Origin of the sequence: Pontibacter roseus DSM 17521 (assembly GCF_000373265.1) — a bacterium.
GTDB classification, from domain to species: domain Bacteria; phylum Bacteroidota; class Bacteroidia; order Cytophagales; family Hymenobacteraceae; genus Pontibacter; species Pontibacter roseus.
Genome location: NZ_KB890770.1, coordinates 57889 through 76284 on the forward strand (window position 1 = coordinate 57889; position 18396 = coordinate 76284).

Here is an 18396-nt window from a genome sequence, read left to right on the forward strand (position 1 = left end):
TCCATAAGTCTTATGAAAGCGTGCTTGGTTATACCTTTCCGTAAACCCATCTGTTTTATATATTCATGAGTTGTTTTTACATAATGTGGCTTTTATCAAAAGCTCAAGGACTTCTAAAACAGGCAACATCTGCCCTGACAGTGATTCCAAGCCTAAACTTACCGGGCTTCATGAATCTGCCACCCCTATGTTTTTAACTCCCTATTTGTTATTGCGTTTAGAAGAACGTGCTAACAATTCAATGTACTTTATGAACATTCTGTATCCCTTCCTGGGAACTCTTTTTTATACTTTAATCGCACTGGACATCATCAAGACCACCTTTTCTTCAAGCGGAGGCGGCCGGATTACGGAATTGGTATCCAGAGCGGTATGGAAGATTTTCTTCTTAGTTTCGGGTAAGAATGGGAAATCCAAATTACTTGAGTATGCGGGGCCGTCTATACTTACCTGCACGCTTATGACTTGGGTTCTTGGTCTTTGGGCAGGTCTGTTCCTGCTGTTACTTTCTGATCCAGACTCTGTTGTAAACAGCACTACTTTATCCAGTGCCAGCCCCTTAGAGAAGCTCTACTATGCCGGTTTTACACTTTCCACTTTGGGAGTAGGAGATTATAAGGCATCAAATGATGTGTGGCGGATTATTACGAGTGTCACAGCTTTCTCTGGCTTAGCTTTTATAACTGCCTCTCTCACTTATTTTGTACAAGTGTTGTCTGCCGTAGGTTTGCAGAGTAAGCTTAGTCTTTACATCAACAGCATGGGTAAATCGCCACAGCAGGTTCTGGCTAACAGCTGGGATGGGAAAGGCTTTTCCTCCTTTTTCGATAATGTGTCAGACATATGCCAGATGCTAATGCAGCATACGGTGAACCACCACTCCTTTCCTGTAATTCATTACTTTCACAACAGCCAAGCACAGTTGTCTGTTGCGCCCGCCGTTGTGCTGCTGGATGAGGCATACCAGCTCTTCGAGCAGGCCGTATCAGAGGATGATAAAAAGAGTGAAGTGAAAATGTTGATGCTCCAAACGGCACTGGATTCTTACCTGGAAATGGTAAAAGAAGGTTTCCTCAAGAACACTTCACCCCAGGAAGATGCCCCTACACCTGATCTTTGGCAACTGGAGGAGAAAGGAGTTCCGCTTAAAAAGAGGGAAGAAGTTGAACAAATTTTCAAACAGGCCCTGAAGGACCGCCGGAGACTGCTAACTTCCCTTTTGGAAATGGACGGCTGGTCCTGGAAGGAAGTGTATCAATCGTAAGTCGAGCACTTTCACAACCTTGTGTGAGATTTTAAATGGAGGCGCACTATTATCTATCTCTGCTTAGCTGAATTTAGGTTTCCGGATTAATTTAATACTAGCATCTACTTCTATCAGCTGGGGTTTTACTAAAATCATTTTAGTGTATGCCTGGTTTTAAATGGTAAGCATTCCTAACATTTTCTGCTATCGGTTTTACAAGTCCTTGCCACCGATGCCTATAACCCGGATGATTTCAGCTTTGAATCCTGCTTGCTGCACAACATTTTCAATCCTTTGGGGATCAAGGTCTGTACCGGAGACACTTAAAATATTTTCTGTGCTTCCAGTATCTAGCTTCCACCTGCTGATGCTTTCTTCTTTATCCAGGTAAGGCGCTACCCTGGATATAGCTTCCTCATTCTCTACGTTGGTTTTGAACTTGATTACTTCCATAGCAACATGTGTTTTTGCTTAAAATGAACGCGACTGGTTACACCAGGTTGTGCAACGGCTACGCTTTACGGCCTGTATGTATTCATCAGACATATTCGCTTTCCTGCCTTCAAGCGGAATCTTTCCAAAAATTCTCTTATCTTACAGTATACTTTGTCTTATACTTATAAAGAATGAGGGCACCATTACAGCTTCTAACGTTTCTCTTTTTTCTGATTTTAAATGCCTCCTGTAGCAAAACAGAAAAAGAAACGACAAACACCCTGCTCCTGGCAGGTCGTCAGCCACAGATCGCAGTAGATACAAAAGGGGATACCAGGGTAGTATATGGCTTGGAAGACAGAATTTATTGCGTCACGTCCAAAGATAACGGACAAACCTTCTCAGAACCTGTACTCGTGGGGCAGCTGAAGGGCTTATACCTGGGCATGTCCATGGGGCCTCAGATTGCCAGCTCCATGAATTACTCGGTGGTAACCGCCATAGATAAGCAGGGTAATATCCATACCTACAGTCTGGACCATGATATAAATAAGTGGATAAAGGCAGCTGGTGTAAATGACATACCGGGCTCAGTGCCAGAAGGCCTGATGAGTATCGCCTCCGATGAACAAGACACCTTTTATGCTGTGTGGCTGGATGTAAGAAACACCAAACAAAACAAGATCGTGTTTGCCTCCACTACAGGAAACGCCGCCGCATGGTCAGAAAACAAGATAGTATACGTATCGCCAGATAGCACCGTGTGCGAATGCTGTAAGCCAAGTATAGACGTGGAAGGCAAACAGGTAATCCTGATGTTCAGAAACTGGGTAGATGGTTCCAGAGATTTTTACCTGACCAAATCAATTGACAACGGACAACACTTTTCTCAGCCACAGAAACTAGGGAATGGCACCTGGAAACTGGAAGGATGTCCCATGGACGGCGGGGGCATTCTACTGGATAGTAAGAATGTGATTCACACTTCCTGGCAACGGGAAGGTAATATCTTCTATGCAAGGCCTGGCCAACAGGAAGTGCAAGTTGGCAGAGGCCGGAACTGCCGCATCAGCGGAAAAACAAATCCGGTTATTGCCTGGAAAGATGGTTCAGATCTGAAACTAAAATTCCTGAATGCAGATACGGAAACTGTGGTAGGGAAAGGCAGCTATATTGAAACTGCTGAAATGCCGGATAAAAAAACGCTTTGTGTCTGGGAAGATGAAAACAAGATCCATTTCAGGAATATTTAACAGTAAAAACTTAACAGGTCTAAACTATTCTTTGGTTGTAAAATAGTCAACCTTATTATCAAACGAAGCCGCCCCTCAGTAATGAGGCGGCTTCGTTTTTATACATGCATCACCAATACTAAGATCCGGCCATAGATACAGTATAAGATTTACCTCATTCTGGTTAGGATTGCCTTCATTTCTGCTATTTCTTTTTCCTGAGATTCTATGATTTGCTCCGTTAGCCTCTTCACCTCGGGATCTTTTATGTTTGCTTCCTGGCTTACCAGAATGGCTGAGGAGTGATGCGGGATCATAGATTTTAGAAACTGTTTATCATCCACTAAGGCCTGTTTCCTTAACATGAACAGTGAACCGGCAAAAGCTACTACACCAACAGCTACAATGATACTGTTCAGCTTCTTATCTTTGTACATAGAGGACATAAATCCGAGCATGACAAGTGCCATAGGAGCTACCATGAGCAATGCCATATAGAGCCGGTTAAGGTTCAGGTACACATGATCAAACTTATCGGCATTCAAATACATCACCCCGTACATGATCACAAACGATACGCCTAGCATCGACAAAAACTTCATATAATTTCCCTTTTCCATTTTTTAACTGTTAAAGTATAATTGTTCGCTTATAAGCCTTTTCCAGTAAGCAACGTCGCTTCTTGTTCAGGTATACCCAAATGGCTATGCTCAGGTTCACCTATAAATATAAAGCCACTCCAACAGCTGTTGGAGTGGCTTTATGAATAAAAGATACTTCTTAGCTACACCTACATAGCAACGGGTACTGTTACTTTCAACTTGTCCCAGCGAATGTTAATGGCACCTTTGCCATTAGCCTCTGATACGATTTGATACCGGAGCCGCTCCTGTGGCTGTTCTGTGTATTCCGGCCTGACGGTAAAACGCAGCACATCGTCTTTCTCTGAGTAATCGTCAGTCAGGTGCTGCTCCCAGTTTTTGTTGATGATGATAGTCCACTCCTCCTTTCCAGGAATGGTGAACAAGGCATACTTGCCTGCTGGCAGTAGCTTTTCTCCTATGGTGATGTCTTTATCCGTTGTCAGGCTGGTGGCTGAGTGCGCTCCTGTCACCCATACCAGGTCGTAAGCTACCAGGCCGCCCCAGATGTTGCGTCCGCGCACGGCTGGTGAATGGTAATTGATGGTCAGGTGCGCATTGCCTACCATACCATGGGCTTCTGCTTTCAGACTGCCTTTTAGTGTATCAGGTTCCGGTTGATCCTGTATAATGACAGCGTCTTCGCTCATTTCAGGGGTATGGTTGGCGTGCTGTGTTTCTTCTGCTGGTACTTCCAGTTCTTTAGCTGCCTGGTTGCAATAGGACAGGGAGGTGCAAAATATAAGAGCAAAAAAGCTGTTTGTAATTTTGGCGTTCATGGTATAAGGGTTGCAGTATGGGTATTAAACCGGCTTTGACAAGGTAAGCATTACCTATTGTTTAATGTAAGTGAAGGCTAAAGCTACAAATTTTATACTCCGGATGAAACGGCACTTAAATAAAAATCCCGGCTGACGTTTCCAGTAGCCGGGCTTGTAAATATCCAGTCAAATCAGGCTGACTTACTACATGTTATGGTGCTTGGTCGGTATACCGTGCTCATTTAAGAATGCGGCTAGCTCCATTATTTCCTGCGCCTGCTCTTCAATGATTATTTCAGCCTCCTCCAAGGCCATTTCATCATTCCCCCACTTCAATCCTGTGTTTGACATGGCAAGTGCTCCTTCATGGTGGCAGATCATCAGCTGCGCAAAATCAACATCCGGATCAGGCGTGTCCTTTACAGAACGCATGCAGTGCATCATAGCCATCATGTCCTCTCGCATCTCCATCTGGTTCATCATCTTCATCATGGAGTTGATGATTTGCTGCATTTCCTTGTCAAATGCTTTATCGTCCTCCCAGTATGGACCTTTCGCAGCTTGCTCTGCGCTGGCACTTAACGGGCTAACAACATCCTGGCCATTTTCGCAGCTGCTGAACACGAAGACAGCAACTACCATAAGAGCAAAGCTTCTGATACTGATAAAATGTGTTTTCATAAATAATAGATTATGTAGTTAAAAAACTACATAGAAATTTACTTATTAAGCCCCATCTTATTGCAGTGAAAATTTTCGCCGCACAAGCGTGCTATAGTAAAAATACCCTGACCACCCCTATAAGGTATAGGGGCAATCAGGGTAAAAATTTCAGAAGTATACACTTCAACATGGTAAAGATGACTACGCCTGCTGGCAAGCCTGCTCGCAGCGTCGGCAAGCCTCAGCGCACATACGGCAGTGCTCCATGTGCGAATGCTTTTCACACTCCTCGCCGCACTCGCGGCACACTCTGGCGCACAGGTCCAGCACGTCTCGCTTCATAGTCGAGTCACGGGATACATAATCCAGCGCCATTTTACAGATAGCGGCACAGTCCAGATCGAGGCGGATACAGCGCTCCATCATTTTCACATCGTCTTCCTGCAGACAGGAGACAGCACAGTAGTTACAGGCCGCGGCACATTCTGCCAACACTGAAACTAGTTCTCTATTCATCGTTATGTTCATAGTTTGTTTTGTTTGGTTATAAGTCCTTAGTTATACCCATCCCTTACCGTGATGGTTTTATACATTCCCAGCTGATTTTTATATAATCATGAATGCGCCCTGTTGGTTGCCTGAGTAATACAGTGCTTTAATAATTATATTTATCGGGTATATTTGCAGGAATATAGAGACACATTCGGTGCAGTTGGTGTTTCACGGTTAGGCCCTCCTCATGAAAAAAGGGCAACTCCCTTGGTTGTATTATCCCCTTCTGAAAGCTTTCCTACTTCTTATCAATTTTACGTCTTATAGTACATGACATGGCACTTGATTAAGTGAAGGGCAAATAGTATTCATCGTTTTACAGCTTATAACCTTTTATAAACGTCCGTTTGTAAAATGTTATAACTATCTTCGCCCCCGAGTTTCACCTATATAATAAGGAGTAGCGAAGATGAAGTACGTGGCCTACTACCGGGTCTCCACAAAGAAGCAAGGCCAGAGCGGGCTGGGTCTGGAGTCACAGCGCGAGATGGTGAAGGGTTTCCTCAAGCCCGGCGATGCGCTGCTTGCCGAGCACATTGAGGTGGAGAGCGGCAAGAAGAACGATAGGCCAGAGCTAGAGGCGGCCATCGCCCTGGCCAAACGGGAGCAGGCCCAGCTGCTGATTGCCAAACTGGATCGTCTCAGTCGTAACGCCGGGTTTATCTTTAAGCTGCGTGACAGCCACGTGGACTTTCTTGCTGTGGATATGCCCGATGCCAATACCCTGACCATCGGAATCTTCGCCGTATTGGCCCAGCATGAGCGGGAGTTAATCAGCTCCAGGACCAGAGCCGCGCTCCAGCAAAAGAAGCTACAGGGTTTTGCCTTGGGTACGCCTGAGAACCTGACCCAGGGAGCCAGGACGAAAGGACTTCAGATACGGCAGGAGAACGCAGCATCGCACAAAGCCAACCGACAGGCCACGGAACTGATCCAGATGTATCGGGAAAAGGATATGACCTATCAGCAAATTGCTGACCGGCTTAACAGCCATGGCTTCACCACCCGCAGGGGGAAGAAATTCTTTGCCATCACCGTACAGCGGCTGCACATCCGACAAGGGCAGCTTCAAACGGATGCCCTCACCAGCATAGTTTAGGCTTACTATATTTATATTGAAAGTGCTTCATCTTTTGTATCTTATGTGGCATAAGAGTTATCACCCTATACTCCTCCTATGCAACATGTACATATTTTTCTGGATGAATTCGGAAACGCCAGCCTAAACCTGGATAAAGCCGGTACCTTCTCCCATTTTGTTCTGACAGCTGTTCTCCTGGATGAGAAGAAGCTGGAGCAGGCCCGGCTGCTAAGGGATACGATCAGCCAACGCTTCTTCCAAGGCCAACCCATCAAGTCCAGCCGTATCCCCAATGATGAGAAGGGCTTCCGGAAAAGATTGGAGGTATTAAGGGAGCTGCGCCAGTTGGACTTCGTGGTGCTGGGGATGGTCATCAACAAGAGCAAGCTGGAGGGAGCAGGTTTTGATCATAATGATGTGTTCTATAAATACTTCAACAGAATCTTTCTCAAGCAGTTTCCCAAAAACTTCACTGCTTTCTCGATTCATGCCGATCAGCTTGGCTGGCCAGAGTTTCGGCGCAGCCTGCACCATTACATTGAAACTAAGGTTATCCAGCGGGATCTGTTTACGCCGGAGCGCTCTTACCGCCTGGTGGAGGATAAGGCAGAGGAGCCCCTGGTGCAGCTGGCAGATTTTCTTTCTGGCTGCCTGGGCAAGATTTACTGCACCAGTCACAGCCACGAAAAGGCATCCGCACTGTTCGATCTGCTGCACGACCGTACGTTCATTGATTTTTTCCCTTTTGAAAGAACAGACTATCTCCTCTCCCCTACCCCCGAAGACCGGCAGAAGAACCATCTTATTCGAAAAATAGCATCGGAGTCCGCCCAAGAGGCACTCTCTGGTAGAAACAGCCTTTCGGAGGAGGCGCTTGCCGTGTTGCAGTACCTGTACCTGATGTTCCGCACCGCGCCTGACCGCCTCATCGAGAAACGGGAGATCATCGATAAGCTAAAAAGAAGATTACCGACTTTTTCGGAGCAGCAGCTACGGGTTTGTGTTCAACACCTGCGCGACAACGGGGTGCTAATCGCAAGTATCCAAGGTAAGTCAGGCTATAAGCTTCCTGACGGCGTGGAAGATATTGCTGGCTTCTATAACCGTTACCTCAACAGCATTGTTCCGATGCTTAACCGCATCAATATCTGTAACCGAAAGTTGATGGTGAATAGTGTGCAGGAGGTGGATCTGCTTCAATCAAACTCTGCTTATTCGCTTTTGAATGAGTTGATCAAAACACTGGATAAGGAGAAGCATGCCTCTTTAATCGAGTAAATTGTTGTTCTTTAAGTACGGTGTTTTCGGAGATACTAGAACACTCTTTCTGCCTGTCACAGTTATACCTTAAGTGCATTAAGATGACTTCCTAGCAAGAATTTAATCACATAATATGTATTACGTAATAATTATTATTTAATATATTTTAAGTAAAGCCTAATATATTTAATTGTAGAATTATTTTATTTCATCATAGCGTAGGTGCTTTATAAGTAACCAGTTACCATGAAAAGAAGAACGCGGCCCTGCCATGACTACTCCTTTAAGCGTTCTCTTTCACTTAAGATCTTCCATAAGCTAACACTGACTGATTAATTTTATCGGGGGTATTACATTTGGAAGTAGTTGCTTTATGATAACTAGAACATCTAGTATATTCGTTAATCCAATTCCATTTATATAACATTCGCGACTGGCTAAGTGGAATAACCTCTTTCTACTTGTGACCTGTAATTTACAATATGGCAATACACATTATCGATCAGCTTGAAACAACTGAATGCGGACCAGAGGCAAACAATGGAAAGGATTACTTACAAGAGGTTTTTCTAAACCAAGGCTCTATTGACGGTGCTTGTGGACCTTACAGTATTCTTATGGGGCTTTTAGCTCTAGGATTAGCAGATAGAAATGAAGTGATTGCTTTTAACACAGATGGACGGACAAGGTTAGGCAAGCTGATAAATAAGTTGAACAATGATTATACTAGCTTATTTAAACATGGTACTTATCTAGATGATTTAGAGAAGATCCTATTAGATAGTTATGGCAGCTTAATTGACGTAGAAACTAGGGAAACAAAGAATAAGGATTTAATCAATTTTACAATTCAACATTTAAGGGAGAACCGTCCTACTATCGTTGGAATAAATTTTTCTGGAGGTGGGCATTGGATGTTAGCTGTTGGATTTGAAGAAAATAAAGAAAAGGAAATTTTTAGGTTATTGTTACTTGACCCTTCTGGTGCCAAACCCATAGTGTCTTCATGGAATTCAATCATTGATCTGAATGTAACACAAAAGGGAAAGTACCCATTTAAGTGGTGGACAAACTCTTGTCATGTACAATTTGAGCAGGCAATAACAATGTGGCGCAAAAGCTAAAATAATAGGTATCGATGTATAAATATAGCAGATAATGCTGCCTTTAGGCATCAATATCAAGGTCATTAGAGGGCATCTGCTTTAATTCGTAAATATCACCCTTCTACTCACGATGATATTGCTCGCTGTTTAGTTAGATTACTTTTATGGATTCCTCTTGCTTAATAAGTATTATTTAATAAATAATACTTATTAAGCTTTCCCTTACTCTATTAATCAATATATAATATGTTCGGTCATTCCTGGGTATAAGTAAAGCCTACTTCTACTTGTTAATGTAACAATATATTGTTACATTTGATAAGCCTATTTCGTATACTAGTACAGGCATTATCTTGAGTTAGCATGAACAGAGTAAAAGGCATTTTGCAGAACGGGACCACGATCATACTGGAAAACTATGACCAGAGCAACGTGGACGATATGTACTTCATCAAAGCCATAGAAGCCACGAACCAACGCAATCACAGAACTATAGCAGAGTACTTCAACGGACTGATCAGAAGCCTGGAGACAGTACAGCAGGAGGTCAGGGAGCAGAAAGTACAGCAGCTTTTATCTCAGTACAGAGACAGGCCTGTGGTATCGGAAATGGTTCGCCAGGAACGGAGGGAGCAACTCGGGCAGACAAACCACATAGCTGCCTGCGAGGGCTACGAGGAGGAGGAGCTTAACAAGGTGCTGGACGAGCTGTATATCAACGGACAAATCACGCCTGAGGAGATGAATGAAGTATTCAACTTAAAGTATCTGTAATGAACGACAGGTACTGCTATCCCGGCACCAGTGTGCTGATCAATCATTTTAACATTAGGGACGCAGCTAAGTTAAGCAAATTAGAGCTTACTCATTGGAGGCATAACGTATTGGCTTTGCCTGGTAAATTAGTCAGCCAACTAAAGTTTAATTTAGCGCTTTGGCAGTTGATCCACAAGGAAACCTTTGGCACCGTCTATCCCTGGGCAGGGGAGCTACGGAGTGTGATGATCTCCAAAGGCAATGCTGTACATGCCGCGCCACGTATGATTGAGCCCTATGCCAACCACTTACTCCAGGAGCTGAAGGTGGCGGGGTATTTAAAGGGACTGGACAGGGAGCAGTTCCTATTGAAGGGATCTTATTTCTTTGAGGAACTGAATGCCATTCACCCCTACCGCGAGGGAAACACCAGAACACTAAAGGTTTTCTTTTCCCTTTTGTCCCGACAGGCGGGGTATGAAATAAACTGGCGCAAGGTTTCGGAACAGCAGTACCAACAGGCAGAGCAGGCATCTTTTGCGGCCGGAAACAAAGGCCCCTCCCCTTTTTACCCGCTGTTTAAGGAGGCCCTTGAGCCTGTCGATTTATCGAATAAGCAATCTATCAGGTTCAAACTATGAGTGAGAACAACCAAGGCGAGACATGTGCAACGTGTGATGCTAAGACTCACATCAGCGCAGAGGTGAAGGCTATGTTCAAGGAGACAAACCTTACCTGGGAGAAGTTGGCAGAGCTGGATGAAGGCGTTGGCCGTGGGAAGGGGAGCTATAGGCAAACCTTTTTGGCAAGGCTTATCAAAGCCCAGGAAACGCTGCAGAAAGTCGGGTACAGCATCCGGATCGAGAAAGGTTAGTTCTGTAAAGATTTATATTTTGTACATTGTTAACTTTGAAAAAATTTAACTTACCCAAAGATTTTTACCAACCCGTTCCTTATAAGGACGAGGAAGGACTGTACTAGTGGCTGAGTTGCCAATCCGTACCTGTATTTTAGTAACTTATGCAACACGAGAACAAACCCTCTGAGGCCCTTTTAAGCGATCCGACCTACTTCCTGAGTAGGATTGACAGGAGCGTAGCCGATAACATCAGAGACATTGAGAAGTCCTTTGATGAAGATGCCGGTATTGTGAAAGATTTCATCGTTTTCATTTCGAGGAAAATGAAAAAGGACCTTTTTGGTTTCACGAGGTTCACGCTTTCAGAGTTCTGCAAAGAGACTGGGCGTAACAAGCAGACCTTGTGTGAGGTGCACCCCAAGTTCAAAAATAACCCTAAAGCGGAAGTGCCGGAATATTTCGGTCACAGGTTTGAGACAACCTTTGACTATGCCCTGTTCCACATGCTGAGCAATAACATCATCTTCTCTCGCTCCTACGAGTATAAGCATCAGGATAAGGTGATAGAGCTGAAGAACTTTGCCATTCTCAAGGATATTAAGGTTAGCATCGACAGACATACCAACACCATCAAGATTTACGATGTCCGGATATCGGATGAGCTTATGGAAGGGTTTTTCCGCAGGTACTATACCATTGACACCAACGGCTACAAGCATGTAGGAAAAGGGCGTGGCGGCGACGGGCGTAAGAGCCTGTACATTTTCCTTTACAAGACGCGTCACCAGCTGCTTAGTTCAGGTAAACGCATCACAAAGTTGCCTATAGATCTGTTGGCCTCAGTTGCCCATATTGAGTCAGAGGAACCTCGGTTCAAGAAAAAAAGTGTGAAGAGGGTACTGGACTACATTCGGGAGAAAGGAAAACTGCCTTTCGACTATACTTTTGTTCAGGGGGATCCAACTAAAAAGTACCAGGAGCTCTATTGGGTTAGTCTGGACTTCTCCGTGTACCACGAGGTTATGGAGGCGAAGGAGGATCACAACTTTTACATTGCTCTGCTGGAGCGTATGCGGGATCTTTTCCACCATACCTATGGGAACCATGTCCAGATCACAGGAGAGAAAGATACTTTTCAGCGTTGGCTTACTAACTCGGACGCGGACCTTACGCACAAAGCAAATGAGCTTTGCAAAGCATATTTTAAGGTGCACAACAAGGATATCACACTGGCAATGGCGAAAAAGCTTATTCGGGGAGGTCTATTCTCCGACGATAATTAAAAAGCTATTCAAGTATTGTCACACAGGGCATAACTAAAGTCTATATGGAAACTCCCTACATTGCCCTTGGAAGGACTTTAAGCAAGTGTTCTAGCCTATTATTCAAGTATTGCCACGCATACAAGACATAAAGAGCCAATCTAATATATGGATGAGATATGACTTTTGCAAAATACAAACTTGGAGAAGATGTAGAAGTAAGCGGTACGCTCACAGGATTAGGTGACCAAAGAGGCAGCGTTATCGATATAGTGTATGACAAGCTGAGCAGTCAATTCTTCTATAACGTGCAATGTGGAGAGAATCGGCATTATGCACAGGAACGATTTGTCTCTACTGTACAGAAACTTAACGAAGGCACTTGAATAATGATGATAGAAATTCCTAGCGAATGTCTCCAGCATGCCACAGGCGTTCTTTCTGAGGATATCTGGACAGGTTGCGTTACTGCAAGCCATACGAAGCGGCGGGTTTAATGTATCGAATCGATCTTTTACCTTATGGATGCCTTCTTGAGCCAAGAGGATATTTACTATTCAAGTATTGCCTCACTCTGTCAGAGTCGTTCATGTATTGCCTCAGTAGCCGGAACCGTTCAAGTATTGCCACAATCCATTCAAGTATTGTCTCAAGTCGTTCAAGTATCGCCACAAACTCGCTATTTCCCTCAATAATAGCTGTTTTACCTACTCAAGTATTGCCTCAAGGCATTCAAGTATTGCCACGCTTCTACAAGGCTGTTCAAGTATTGCCTCAGTAGTAGTAGGTCATTCAAGTATTGTCACACCCATAATGCAGCCCATTGGCTCTATTCCGTACAGCCGTTCAAGTATTGCCACTAAATATATATACTTCTATATACTTCCTTATAAATAGTAATTTGAAATGTCGGAGGGGTTCGTGAACAATAAAGATTTAACAAAAGGGAAGAGAAAGAGACTTGCGCTGCGAAAATTACACAACTTCTTCACAAAAACAGCTAAAATATGTTCAGTGCTTTAATGACTAGCTATGAAGCCTAAAGATTCCTACACAGGGCCGGGAGAAATAAGATAAAAGCATAAAAATTATACATACATAATGTAACTTAATATATACATAACGTATATATTAATATATCTTTCATGTCAATGCTTTTAAATTTTGTGTGTATGGAACAGACTTCAACAACCGTCAGTCAGATTGCAGAGGTAAAGCTCAGCTACCATCCCCAGGTGAAGCCCTCCGAGCGCCCGCAGATTACGAGTTCTAAAGACAGTTACACTTTCTTCCTACAGCTGTGGGATGAGGGCAGCATACAGTTCCGCGAGCAATTTAAGGTTATGTTATTAAGCAGGGCAAATAAAGTGCTGGGAATATTTGAGGTTTCTACCGGTGGCGTGGCCGGTACGGTGGCAGATCCCAAACTTATCTTTGTCGCTGCGCTCAAAGCCAATGCCAGTGGGATCGTTTTAGCCCATAATCACCCATCGGGCAACTTAAAGCCAAGCAGTGCAGATATCAGCCTTACTAAAAAGGTGAAGGAGGGCGGTAACTTACTTGATATTGCTGTTCTGGACCACATCATCCTTACTAATGAGGACTATTATTCTTTTGCAGACGAGGGACTTTTATAAAAGTCCCTCACTCCTTCAAATCTCGGCTGATAAACCAACCGTAGCGGCCCGCCTGACGGCGGGTTTTCTTTTTTCTTTCTGTAGTAATGCCTGTTCTACAATACCACACAAGCAATTTAGCGCTAACATAAGGGGAAATAAAAACTCTATTTTGTGGATAAATTCTATATACTAAATGTAACTTAATATATACATTACGTATATATTAATATAAGTTTTGTTTAACCTTCTAAAGCTAAAAGTTATGAGCGCGTATCAAAAATTCATTCAACTGGCAGATCAGGTAACAAATGAGGTCATCGAGCAATTAGAGCAAGGCCAGGTATTCTGGAGAAAGCCTTGGACATCTTACGGATTGCCTAAAAACTATGTGTCTGGCCGCTATTATGAAGGCTTCAATGCTTTCTTTCTGAACTACCTTACTGATAAGAAAAGCTTTAAAACGCCCTATTTTCTTACCTATAAACAGGCTAAAGAACTAGGCGGGCATGTAAAGAAGGGAGAGAAAGGAACGCAGATCATCTACTGGAAAGTTTACGCCAAAAGTGATACTAGGGAGGATAAAGGCACTGCAGGAGAGACAGAGGAGGTGTATCAGAGAAGATTTATCCCCTTTATTTGGACGGTATTCAATATTGATCAAGTGGAAGGAATCGAGTTTGCCCTCCCTTCTGTTCATGAGCGTACCGATCTGCAGGTAATAGAGGCTTGTCAGGAGGTGGTGGATCAATACCCTATGCCACGCCCGAAAGTTCTGCACGGAGGCTCCCAGGCCTACTATGCGCCTTTTAATGATACGGTACAGATGCCGGAGCTGAGCAGCTTTGTTTCCTCTCAGGCTTATCACGCAACTTTGTTTCACGAACTGATCCACTCTACAGGCCATCAAACCAGGCTTAACCGTTTTGCTGATGAAGAGAAGGCGGCCCGGTTTGGCGACATAAATTACTCTAAGGAGGAACTGATAGCCGAAATGGGAGCAAGTTTCCTCAACGCCTTTACTGGTATCAAAGCGGAGGTTTTTGAAAACTCGGTAGCTTACCTGCAGGGATGGGCGAAGAAGTTTAAAGACGATAAGACCATGATCATCTATGCAAGCACAAAGGCTTTTAAAGCGGCCAGCTATATCCTAAACCTACAGGCAGAAAGTAATCTGGCGGCAGAACCAACAACTATGGCAGCATAGCCTTTTGAATGATTTTTGAATGATCTTGCCTGGTAACATCAGGCAAGATCATTCATTTTCAATACTGATGGAATTAACTGCGGAAATTTGAAAGGTGAAATTCAGCCATGGCGACCCGCCTTCGGCGGGATTCCTTTTGCTGTAGTAGCTTTGGGTTAATTGCAAGGATGAGTTCAGCTGATTACTCATTCTATAGCTGCAACATTTAATAATTCTTAAATCTTATCTTTTTTAGCATAACACCAGTTATAATGCAAACCGCCCCCAGGGGCTGGAATCGCAGGGTCAGGTTTTAGTACTTTGGCAGGGAGAGGGAAACGACTGCATAGGTCAGCAGCAGCTCTTGTTCTGCTGGATGGGCGGGCACGCCACTGTGCCATAAGAGCAGTACACGCAGCAGTCTCCTGGCTTGGGCTTCAGTACGGTGTGGCATTGCTCGCACTCGTAGAAATACTGGCAGGCATCCGTTGGCATCTGCTCCTCTTTCCTGTGCCCGCACTCCGGGCAGGTAAGAACGGAGGCTGTTTTCGTCTTATCCGTCATGGCTTCTTATCCTCTATGGCCACAGTGTAGCCTGTTTTCTTGGCTGCCTGCAGGATCTGCATGGGCTTTACCTTTGTGCTGTCATATTTGATAACGGCACTTCCTTTCTCGTAGGAGGTGCTCACGCTGAAGACACCTGACAGCTTGCCTATTTCCTGGTTCACGTGCGCCTCACAGCCCGCGCAGGTCATGCCCTTCACCTGCAGCTTTACCGACTGTGTGAAGTCCGTCTGCGCGCTGGCAGCTTTGGCAACGGGTTGTTGCCTGTAGAAAGCTCCCGCGTACTCAGGGAAGGTCAGCAGGAGCAGTGCCACGCAGCTTACGGCCAGCAGGAACTTGTTTGATTTCCAAAAAGTAGGGTTCGCCTCCCCCTCACAGGCACAGGAAACGACTGATTTCCTTGCCTTTAACCGCTGGTACCAGGCCAGGGCCAGCACGGCCACAGTGATGCCTGCTAGGTAAGGCCTGAAAGGCTCCACCCACCCAAAGGCGGAGATGGCTCCGGTGACGCCGCCTACCAGGGCCAGCAAGGGAGCGATGCAGCAGAGCGATGCAAGAAGGGCCGCCAGCAGGCCGGTTCCTAATAGTCTTGTCGGGGATGTTCTCATGGCAGGGGATTATGCTTGTTCTAACTTATTGCTGATATGCTTGAAAAGGGGTTTTATGATTTCCAGGTGTTCCTGCTTTAGGGAGTAAAAGATCGTTTGCCCCACTTTTTTGCTCTGGATGATGCCGCCGTCCTTGAGCTTGCGCAGCTGCTGGGAGACGGCGGGCATGGTCATCTGCAGCACGTCGCTCAGGTCGCACACGCACAGCTCCCCCTCCTCCTCCAGCAGGTAGAGGATCTTCAGCCTCGTCTCACTGCCGGCCAGGCTCAGCACTTGGCTCAGCGTCTGAATCATGGTCTCTGCAGAACGCAGCTTTTCAGCGCACAGATTCAGCCGGTGCTCATCGGCATATACTCGGATACATGTTTTGTCTTCCCTCATTTCAAATATTTATACAACAAAATTACAAACATAAAAGTATTTAAGCAAATACTTAAATAAGTCTAAACAACACGAATTTTCTATGAAATACGATGTGTTTATGATTGGTGCCGTGATGGCCGGTGCCGCCGTGGCCAAGAAGTGCGCGAAAGCAGGGATGAAGGCAAGAGACCTGAAAAGCTTTCTTTTCAGCTACCCTACCATGGCGTCAGATGTAAGCTATATGGCATAGCCGCTTTCATCCCCATTTAACATAAAGCAGCTTATGAGAATTTGTACCTCTGCTTTATCTAAATTTGCTTGTTTTTATGCTACCCATTTCTCCAATCTTATCAAAGGCTTGACGAACACTGCAGTTGCTTTTTGAGAGCACTTGTGGCTTACAAGAGCATCTAATCTTCCTCCCTCCTACTACTGTTGTCTTGATTGCTCTTGAGGAACAAGTACAAGAAGAATAGACGATAAACTTATCAAATACTTTTAGTATCAAATTGTATATGTTACGTATATATTTGTAGGCATCTATCCTTAGATGTTTTATCTTAAAATAAACCACTAGTATTCGTTAGTTATAGGACAATGCAAATTGAAGATAAGAGCCCTAAGTTTGAGTTAGGTAAGCGTATGCTCGAGAATGAGCAGCTGACTTCCCTTTCTGAGCTGTTTGATATCGTGCCATATACTCCCGTGGCCAAAGCACTAGGTGTAAACAACCAGCGACTGCGAAACAAGATTGACGATCCCCGTTCCTTCCGCGTAAGTGAGGTGCTGGACCTAGCGGTACTACTGGATGTAGATGCGATCAAGCTCTTTGCCTTACTTCAAGAAACGATCAATAAATCGGCACCTGCTGAAGGAATAAGTAAATTATAGTCTTGCTAAGCTTTAAACTGCCTACTACCCTATTGATCAACCTCTCGCTTTTTCGCCTATGAATCTATATGAGTTCAATAGTATTCTTTCTATCGATGACAGGGCACAGGCGGTATGGGATGAGGGGCAGTTTCTTTCAAACCGCCTTGATGGAGAGTACAAGGTATGCCTCTACTACATGGGTGATTTTTTTACAGAGGTTTGGGTAAGTTCATGCGATAGCGATAGTAGTATATGCCATGTGCGGGCTTTTAAGAGCCGAAGGCTTCTGGAACCTTACCTCTCCCCCATCGACCTGTCTACCCTTTTCTGATTCTTTCTGCTTTTCGTCTCAAACTGTCAACTTTGACTATTAAGCTGCTTGCTTTAATTGGCAAATATTTCTAGCTAAAAAAACAATTATTATTTAATAACTAATGAATTTATGTTAATAAATAATAAATAATATTTAACATCTAACAATTAATAATTATTAGATGTTTGTACCGTTGGATTTAGCACCTGAAGATATTTTTTACAGAAGGTAGTCATCATCCATTCTTTCCTATTCTCTCTAGCTTGCCCAATGGCTCCGTCTTTGGTGTATTACTCTTCCTCTCCCCCCCCCCTTCCTTGTATTATTTGCCTGGAATTCTTTCTTTTGATGTATGGAGGGCTTTGTATTGCAAGATGTGTTTTGAGTCCTTCAAAACCTCTTGCCCTGCTTTCAGCGTAGCTGTCAGCAGGGGGAAATCCACTCGCAACTCGTGTCTTTTATTGAGCAAAGAATGTATGGAAGATATTAAGAAAGCAAAGGGAGGGCGTCCAAAACTATCGCCTGAATTAAAGAGAGCCAGACAGTTAAAGCTGACCTTTTCTGATAGCGAATACAGGCAACTGGAGGCTGAGATGACGGCTGCAGGGCATGAATCATTGTCCGTTTACCTGCGGAAGAAGGCGCTGGCGCAGCCTGACGATTTTATTGCTAATCCTAAAGAGTTAATCGCGGTGTTGGATAGGCTCGGCCCAGAGATCAGCAGGGTTGGTAACAATATCAATCAGGTAGCCAGGTATGTCAATTACCTGAAGGCAAACAATATGATAAACATGCAGTTTCTTGCCGATTTTAACAGACACATGATAGAGTTTAGTATCATAGAAAAAGAATTGGTCAAGGCGCTTCGCTCTTTTCTTCGGATTGCTGCTGCAAGGTTCAAGAAGTTTAAATAATATTTATTATTTAATAAGTAAGAATTAATAAGTAAGAATTAATAAGTAAGAATTAATAAGTAAGAATTAATAAGTAAGAATTAATAAGTAAGAATTAATAAGTAA

General features: G+C 44.1%; 22 protein-coding genes. 14 read left to right on the forward strand and 8 right to left on the reverse strand.

Going from position 1 to position 18396, the window contains the following annotated elements:
* Positions 1-85: 85 nt before the first annotated feature.
* Positions 86-1264, forward strand: coding sequence for a potassium channel family protein (locus B051_RS0120265; RefSeq protein ID WP_211214364.1), 1179 nt, complete (start codon positions 86-88; stop codon positions 1262-1264).
* 195 nt (positions 1265-1459) lie between these two features.
* On the opposite strand, the gene B051_RS0120270 is transcribed toward B051_RS0120265, so the two are convergent.
* Positions 1460-1699, reverse strand: coding sequence for a hypothetical protein (locus B051_RS0120270; protein ID WP_018480070.1), 240 nt, complete (start codon positions 1697-1699; stop codon positions 1460-1462).
* A gap of 173 nt (positions 1700-1872) precedes the next feature.
* On the opposite strand from B051_RS0120270, the gene B051_RS0120275 reads away from it, so the two are divergent.
* A complete protein-coding gene (locus B051_RS0120275; protein WP_026236561.1) occupies positions 1873-2934 on the forward strand; it encodes a hypothetical protein in 1062 nt (353 codons plus the stop codon).
* A 149-nt stretch (positions 2935-3083) separates the two neighbouring features.
* Here the strand turns inward: B051_RS0120275 and B051_RS0120280 are convergent, their stop codons facing one another.
* From B051_RS0120280 to B051_RS0120295, 4 genes are all read right to left on the reverse strand, one after another.
* On the reverse strand, positions 3084-3533 hold the full coding sequence (locus B051_RS0120280) for a DUF305 domain-containing protein (RefSeq protein WP_018480072.1): 450 nt from the start codon (positions 3531-3533) through the stop codon (positions 3084-3086).
* A 170-nt stretch (positions 3534-3703) separates the two neighbouring features.
* Positions 3704-4333: a DUF2911 domain-containing protein gene (locus tag B051_RS0120285; protein WP_018480073.1), complete on the reverse strand. Its 630-nt coding sequence runs from the start codon at positions 4331-4333 to the stop codon at positions 3704-3706.
* A 186-nt stretch (positions 4334-4519) separates the two neighbouring features.
* Positions 4520-4957: a DUF305 domain-containing protein gene (locus tag B051_RS21745; protein ID WP_169336233.1), complete on the reverse strand. Its 438-nt coding sequence runs from the start codon at positions 4955-4957 to the stop codon at positions 4520-4522.
* Positions 4958-5179: 222 nt separating this feature from the next.
* A complete protein-coding gene (locus tag B051_RS0120295) occupies positions 5180-5494 on the reverse strand; it encodes a four-helix bundle copper-binding protein (protein ID WP_245539676.1) in 315 nt (104 codons plus the stop codon).
* A 445-nt stretch (positions 5495-5939) separates the two neighbouring features.
* Between B051_RS0120295 and B051_RS21750 the strand changes: the two genes are divergently transcribed.
* From B051_RS21750 to B051_RS21760, 9 genes are all read left to right on the forward strand, one after another.
* Positions 5940-6629, forward strand: coding sequence for a recombinase family protein (locus tag B051_RS21750; RefSeq protein ID WP_018480076.1), 690 nt, complete (start codon positions 5940-5942; stop codon positions 6627-6629).
* Between the two features lie 78 nt (positions 6630-6707).
* Positions 6708-7889 (forward strand): DUF3800 domain-containing protein, encoded by a 1182-nt coding sequence (locus B051_RS0120305; protein ID WP_018480077.1) that lies wholly within the window; start codon positions 6708-6710, stop codon positions 7887-7889.
* 464 nt (positions 7890-8353) lie between these two features.
* Positions 8354-8995, forward strand: a complete 642-nt coding sequence (locus B051_RS0120310; RefSeq protein ID WP_018480078.1) for a hypothetical protein — start codon at positions 8354-8356, stop codon at positions 8993-8995.
* A 345-nt stretch (positions 8996-9340) separates the two neighbouring features.
* Positions 9341-9751, forward strand: a complete 411-nt coding sequence (locus B051_RS0120315; RefSeq protein ID WP_018480079.1) for a hypothetical protein — start codon at positions 9341-9343, stop codon at positions 9749-9751.
* Complete coding sequence (locus B051_RS21755; RefSeq protein WP_018480080.1) at positions 9751-10374, forward strand: Fic/DOC family protein; 624 nt, start codon at positions 9751-9753, stop codon at positions 10372-10374. Before B051_RS0120315 ends, B051_RS21755 begins: the two co-directional genes overlap by 1 nt.
* Positions 10371-10607 (forward strand): hypothetical protein, encoded by a 237-nt coding sequence (locus tag B051_RS0120325; protein ID WP_018480081.1) that lies wholly within the window; start codon positions 10371-10373, stop codon positions 10605-10607. The genes B051_RS21755 and B051_RS0120325 overlap by 4 nt, the downstream gene beginning before the upstream one ends.
* Before the next feature lie 146 nt (positions 10608-10753).
* Entirely contained in the window at positions 10754-11875 is a 1122-nt protein-coding gene (locus B051_RS0120330) for a hypothetical protein (protein ID WP_018480082.1), read from the forward strand.
* 1151 nt (positions 11876-13026) lie between these two features.
* Positions 13027-13491 (forward strand): JAB domain-containing protein, encoded by a 465-nt coding sequence (locus tag B051_RS0120340; RefSeq protein WP_026236562.1) that lies wholly within the window; start codon positions 13027-13029, stop codon positions 13489-13491.
* 244 nt (positions 13492-13735) lie between these two features.
* Positions 13736-14677: an ArdC family protein gene (locus B051_RS21760; protein WP_018480085.1), complete on the forward strand. Its 942-nt coding sequence runs from the start codon at positions 13736-13738 to the stop codon at positions 14675-14677.
* 330 nt (positions 14678-15007) lie between these two features.
* On the opposite strand, the gene B051_RS22280 is transcribed toward B051_RS21760, so the two are convergent.
* From B051_RS22280 to B051_RS0120355, 3 genes are read right to left on the reverse strand one after another with little or no spacing between them, the layout of a single operon-like run.
* Positions 15008-15220, reverse strand: coding sequence for a GDCCVxC domain-containing (seleno)protein (locus tag B051_RS22280; protein WP_071594927.1), 213 nt, complete (start codon positions 15218-15220; stop codon positions 15008-15010).
* On the reverse strand, positions 15217-15828 hold the full coding sequence (gene merTP / locus B051_RS0120350) for a mercuric transport protein MerTP (RefSeq protein WP_026236563.1): 612 nt from the start codon (positions 15826-15828) through the stop codon (positions 15217-15219). The genes B051_RS22280 and merTP overlap by 4 nt, the downstream gene beginning before the upstream one ends.
* Before the next feature lie 9 nt (positions 15829-15837).
* Positions 15838-16209 carry an ArsR/SmtB family transcription factor gene (locus tag B051_RS0120355; protein WP_018480087.1) on the reverse strand — a complete coding sequence of 124 codons (372 nt, stop codon included), beginning with the start codon at positions 16207-16209 and terminating at the stop codon, positions 15838-15840.
* Positions 16210-16291: 82 nt separating this feature from the next.
* Between B051_RS0120355 and B051_RS22550 the strand changes: the two genes are divergently transcribed.
* From B051_RS22550 to B051_RS0120370, 3 genes are all read left to right on the forward strand, one after another.
* On the forward strand, positions 16292-16441 hold the full coding sequence (locus B051_RS22550) for a hypothetical protein (protein WP_018480088.1): 150 nt from the start codon (positions 16292-16294) through the stop codon (positions 16439-16441).
* 347 nt (positions 16442-16788) lie between these two features.
* Positions 16789-17082 carry a hypothetical protein gene (locus B051_RS0120365; RefSeq protein ID WP_018480089.1) on the forward strand — a complete coding sequence of 98 codons (294 nt, stop codon included), beginning with the start codon at positions 16789-16791 and terminating at the stop codon, positions 17080-17082.
* 771 nt (positions 17083-17853) lie between these two features.
* On the forward strand, positions 17854-18291 hold the full coding sequence (locus tag B051_RS0120370) for a plasmid mobilization protein (RefSeq protein ID WP_018480090.1): 438 nt from the start codon (positions 17854-17856) through the stop codon (positions 18289-18291).
* Positions 18292-18396: the final 105 nt, after the last annotated feature.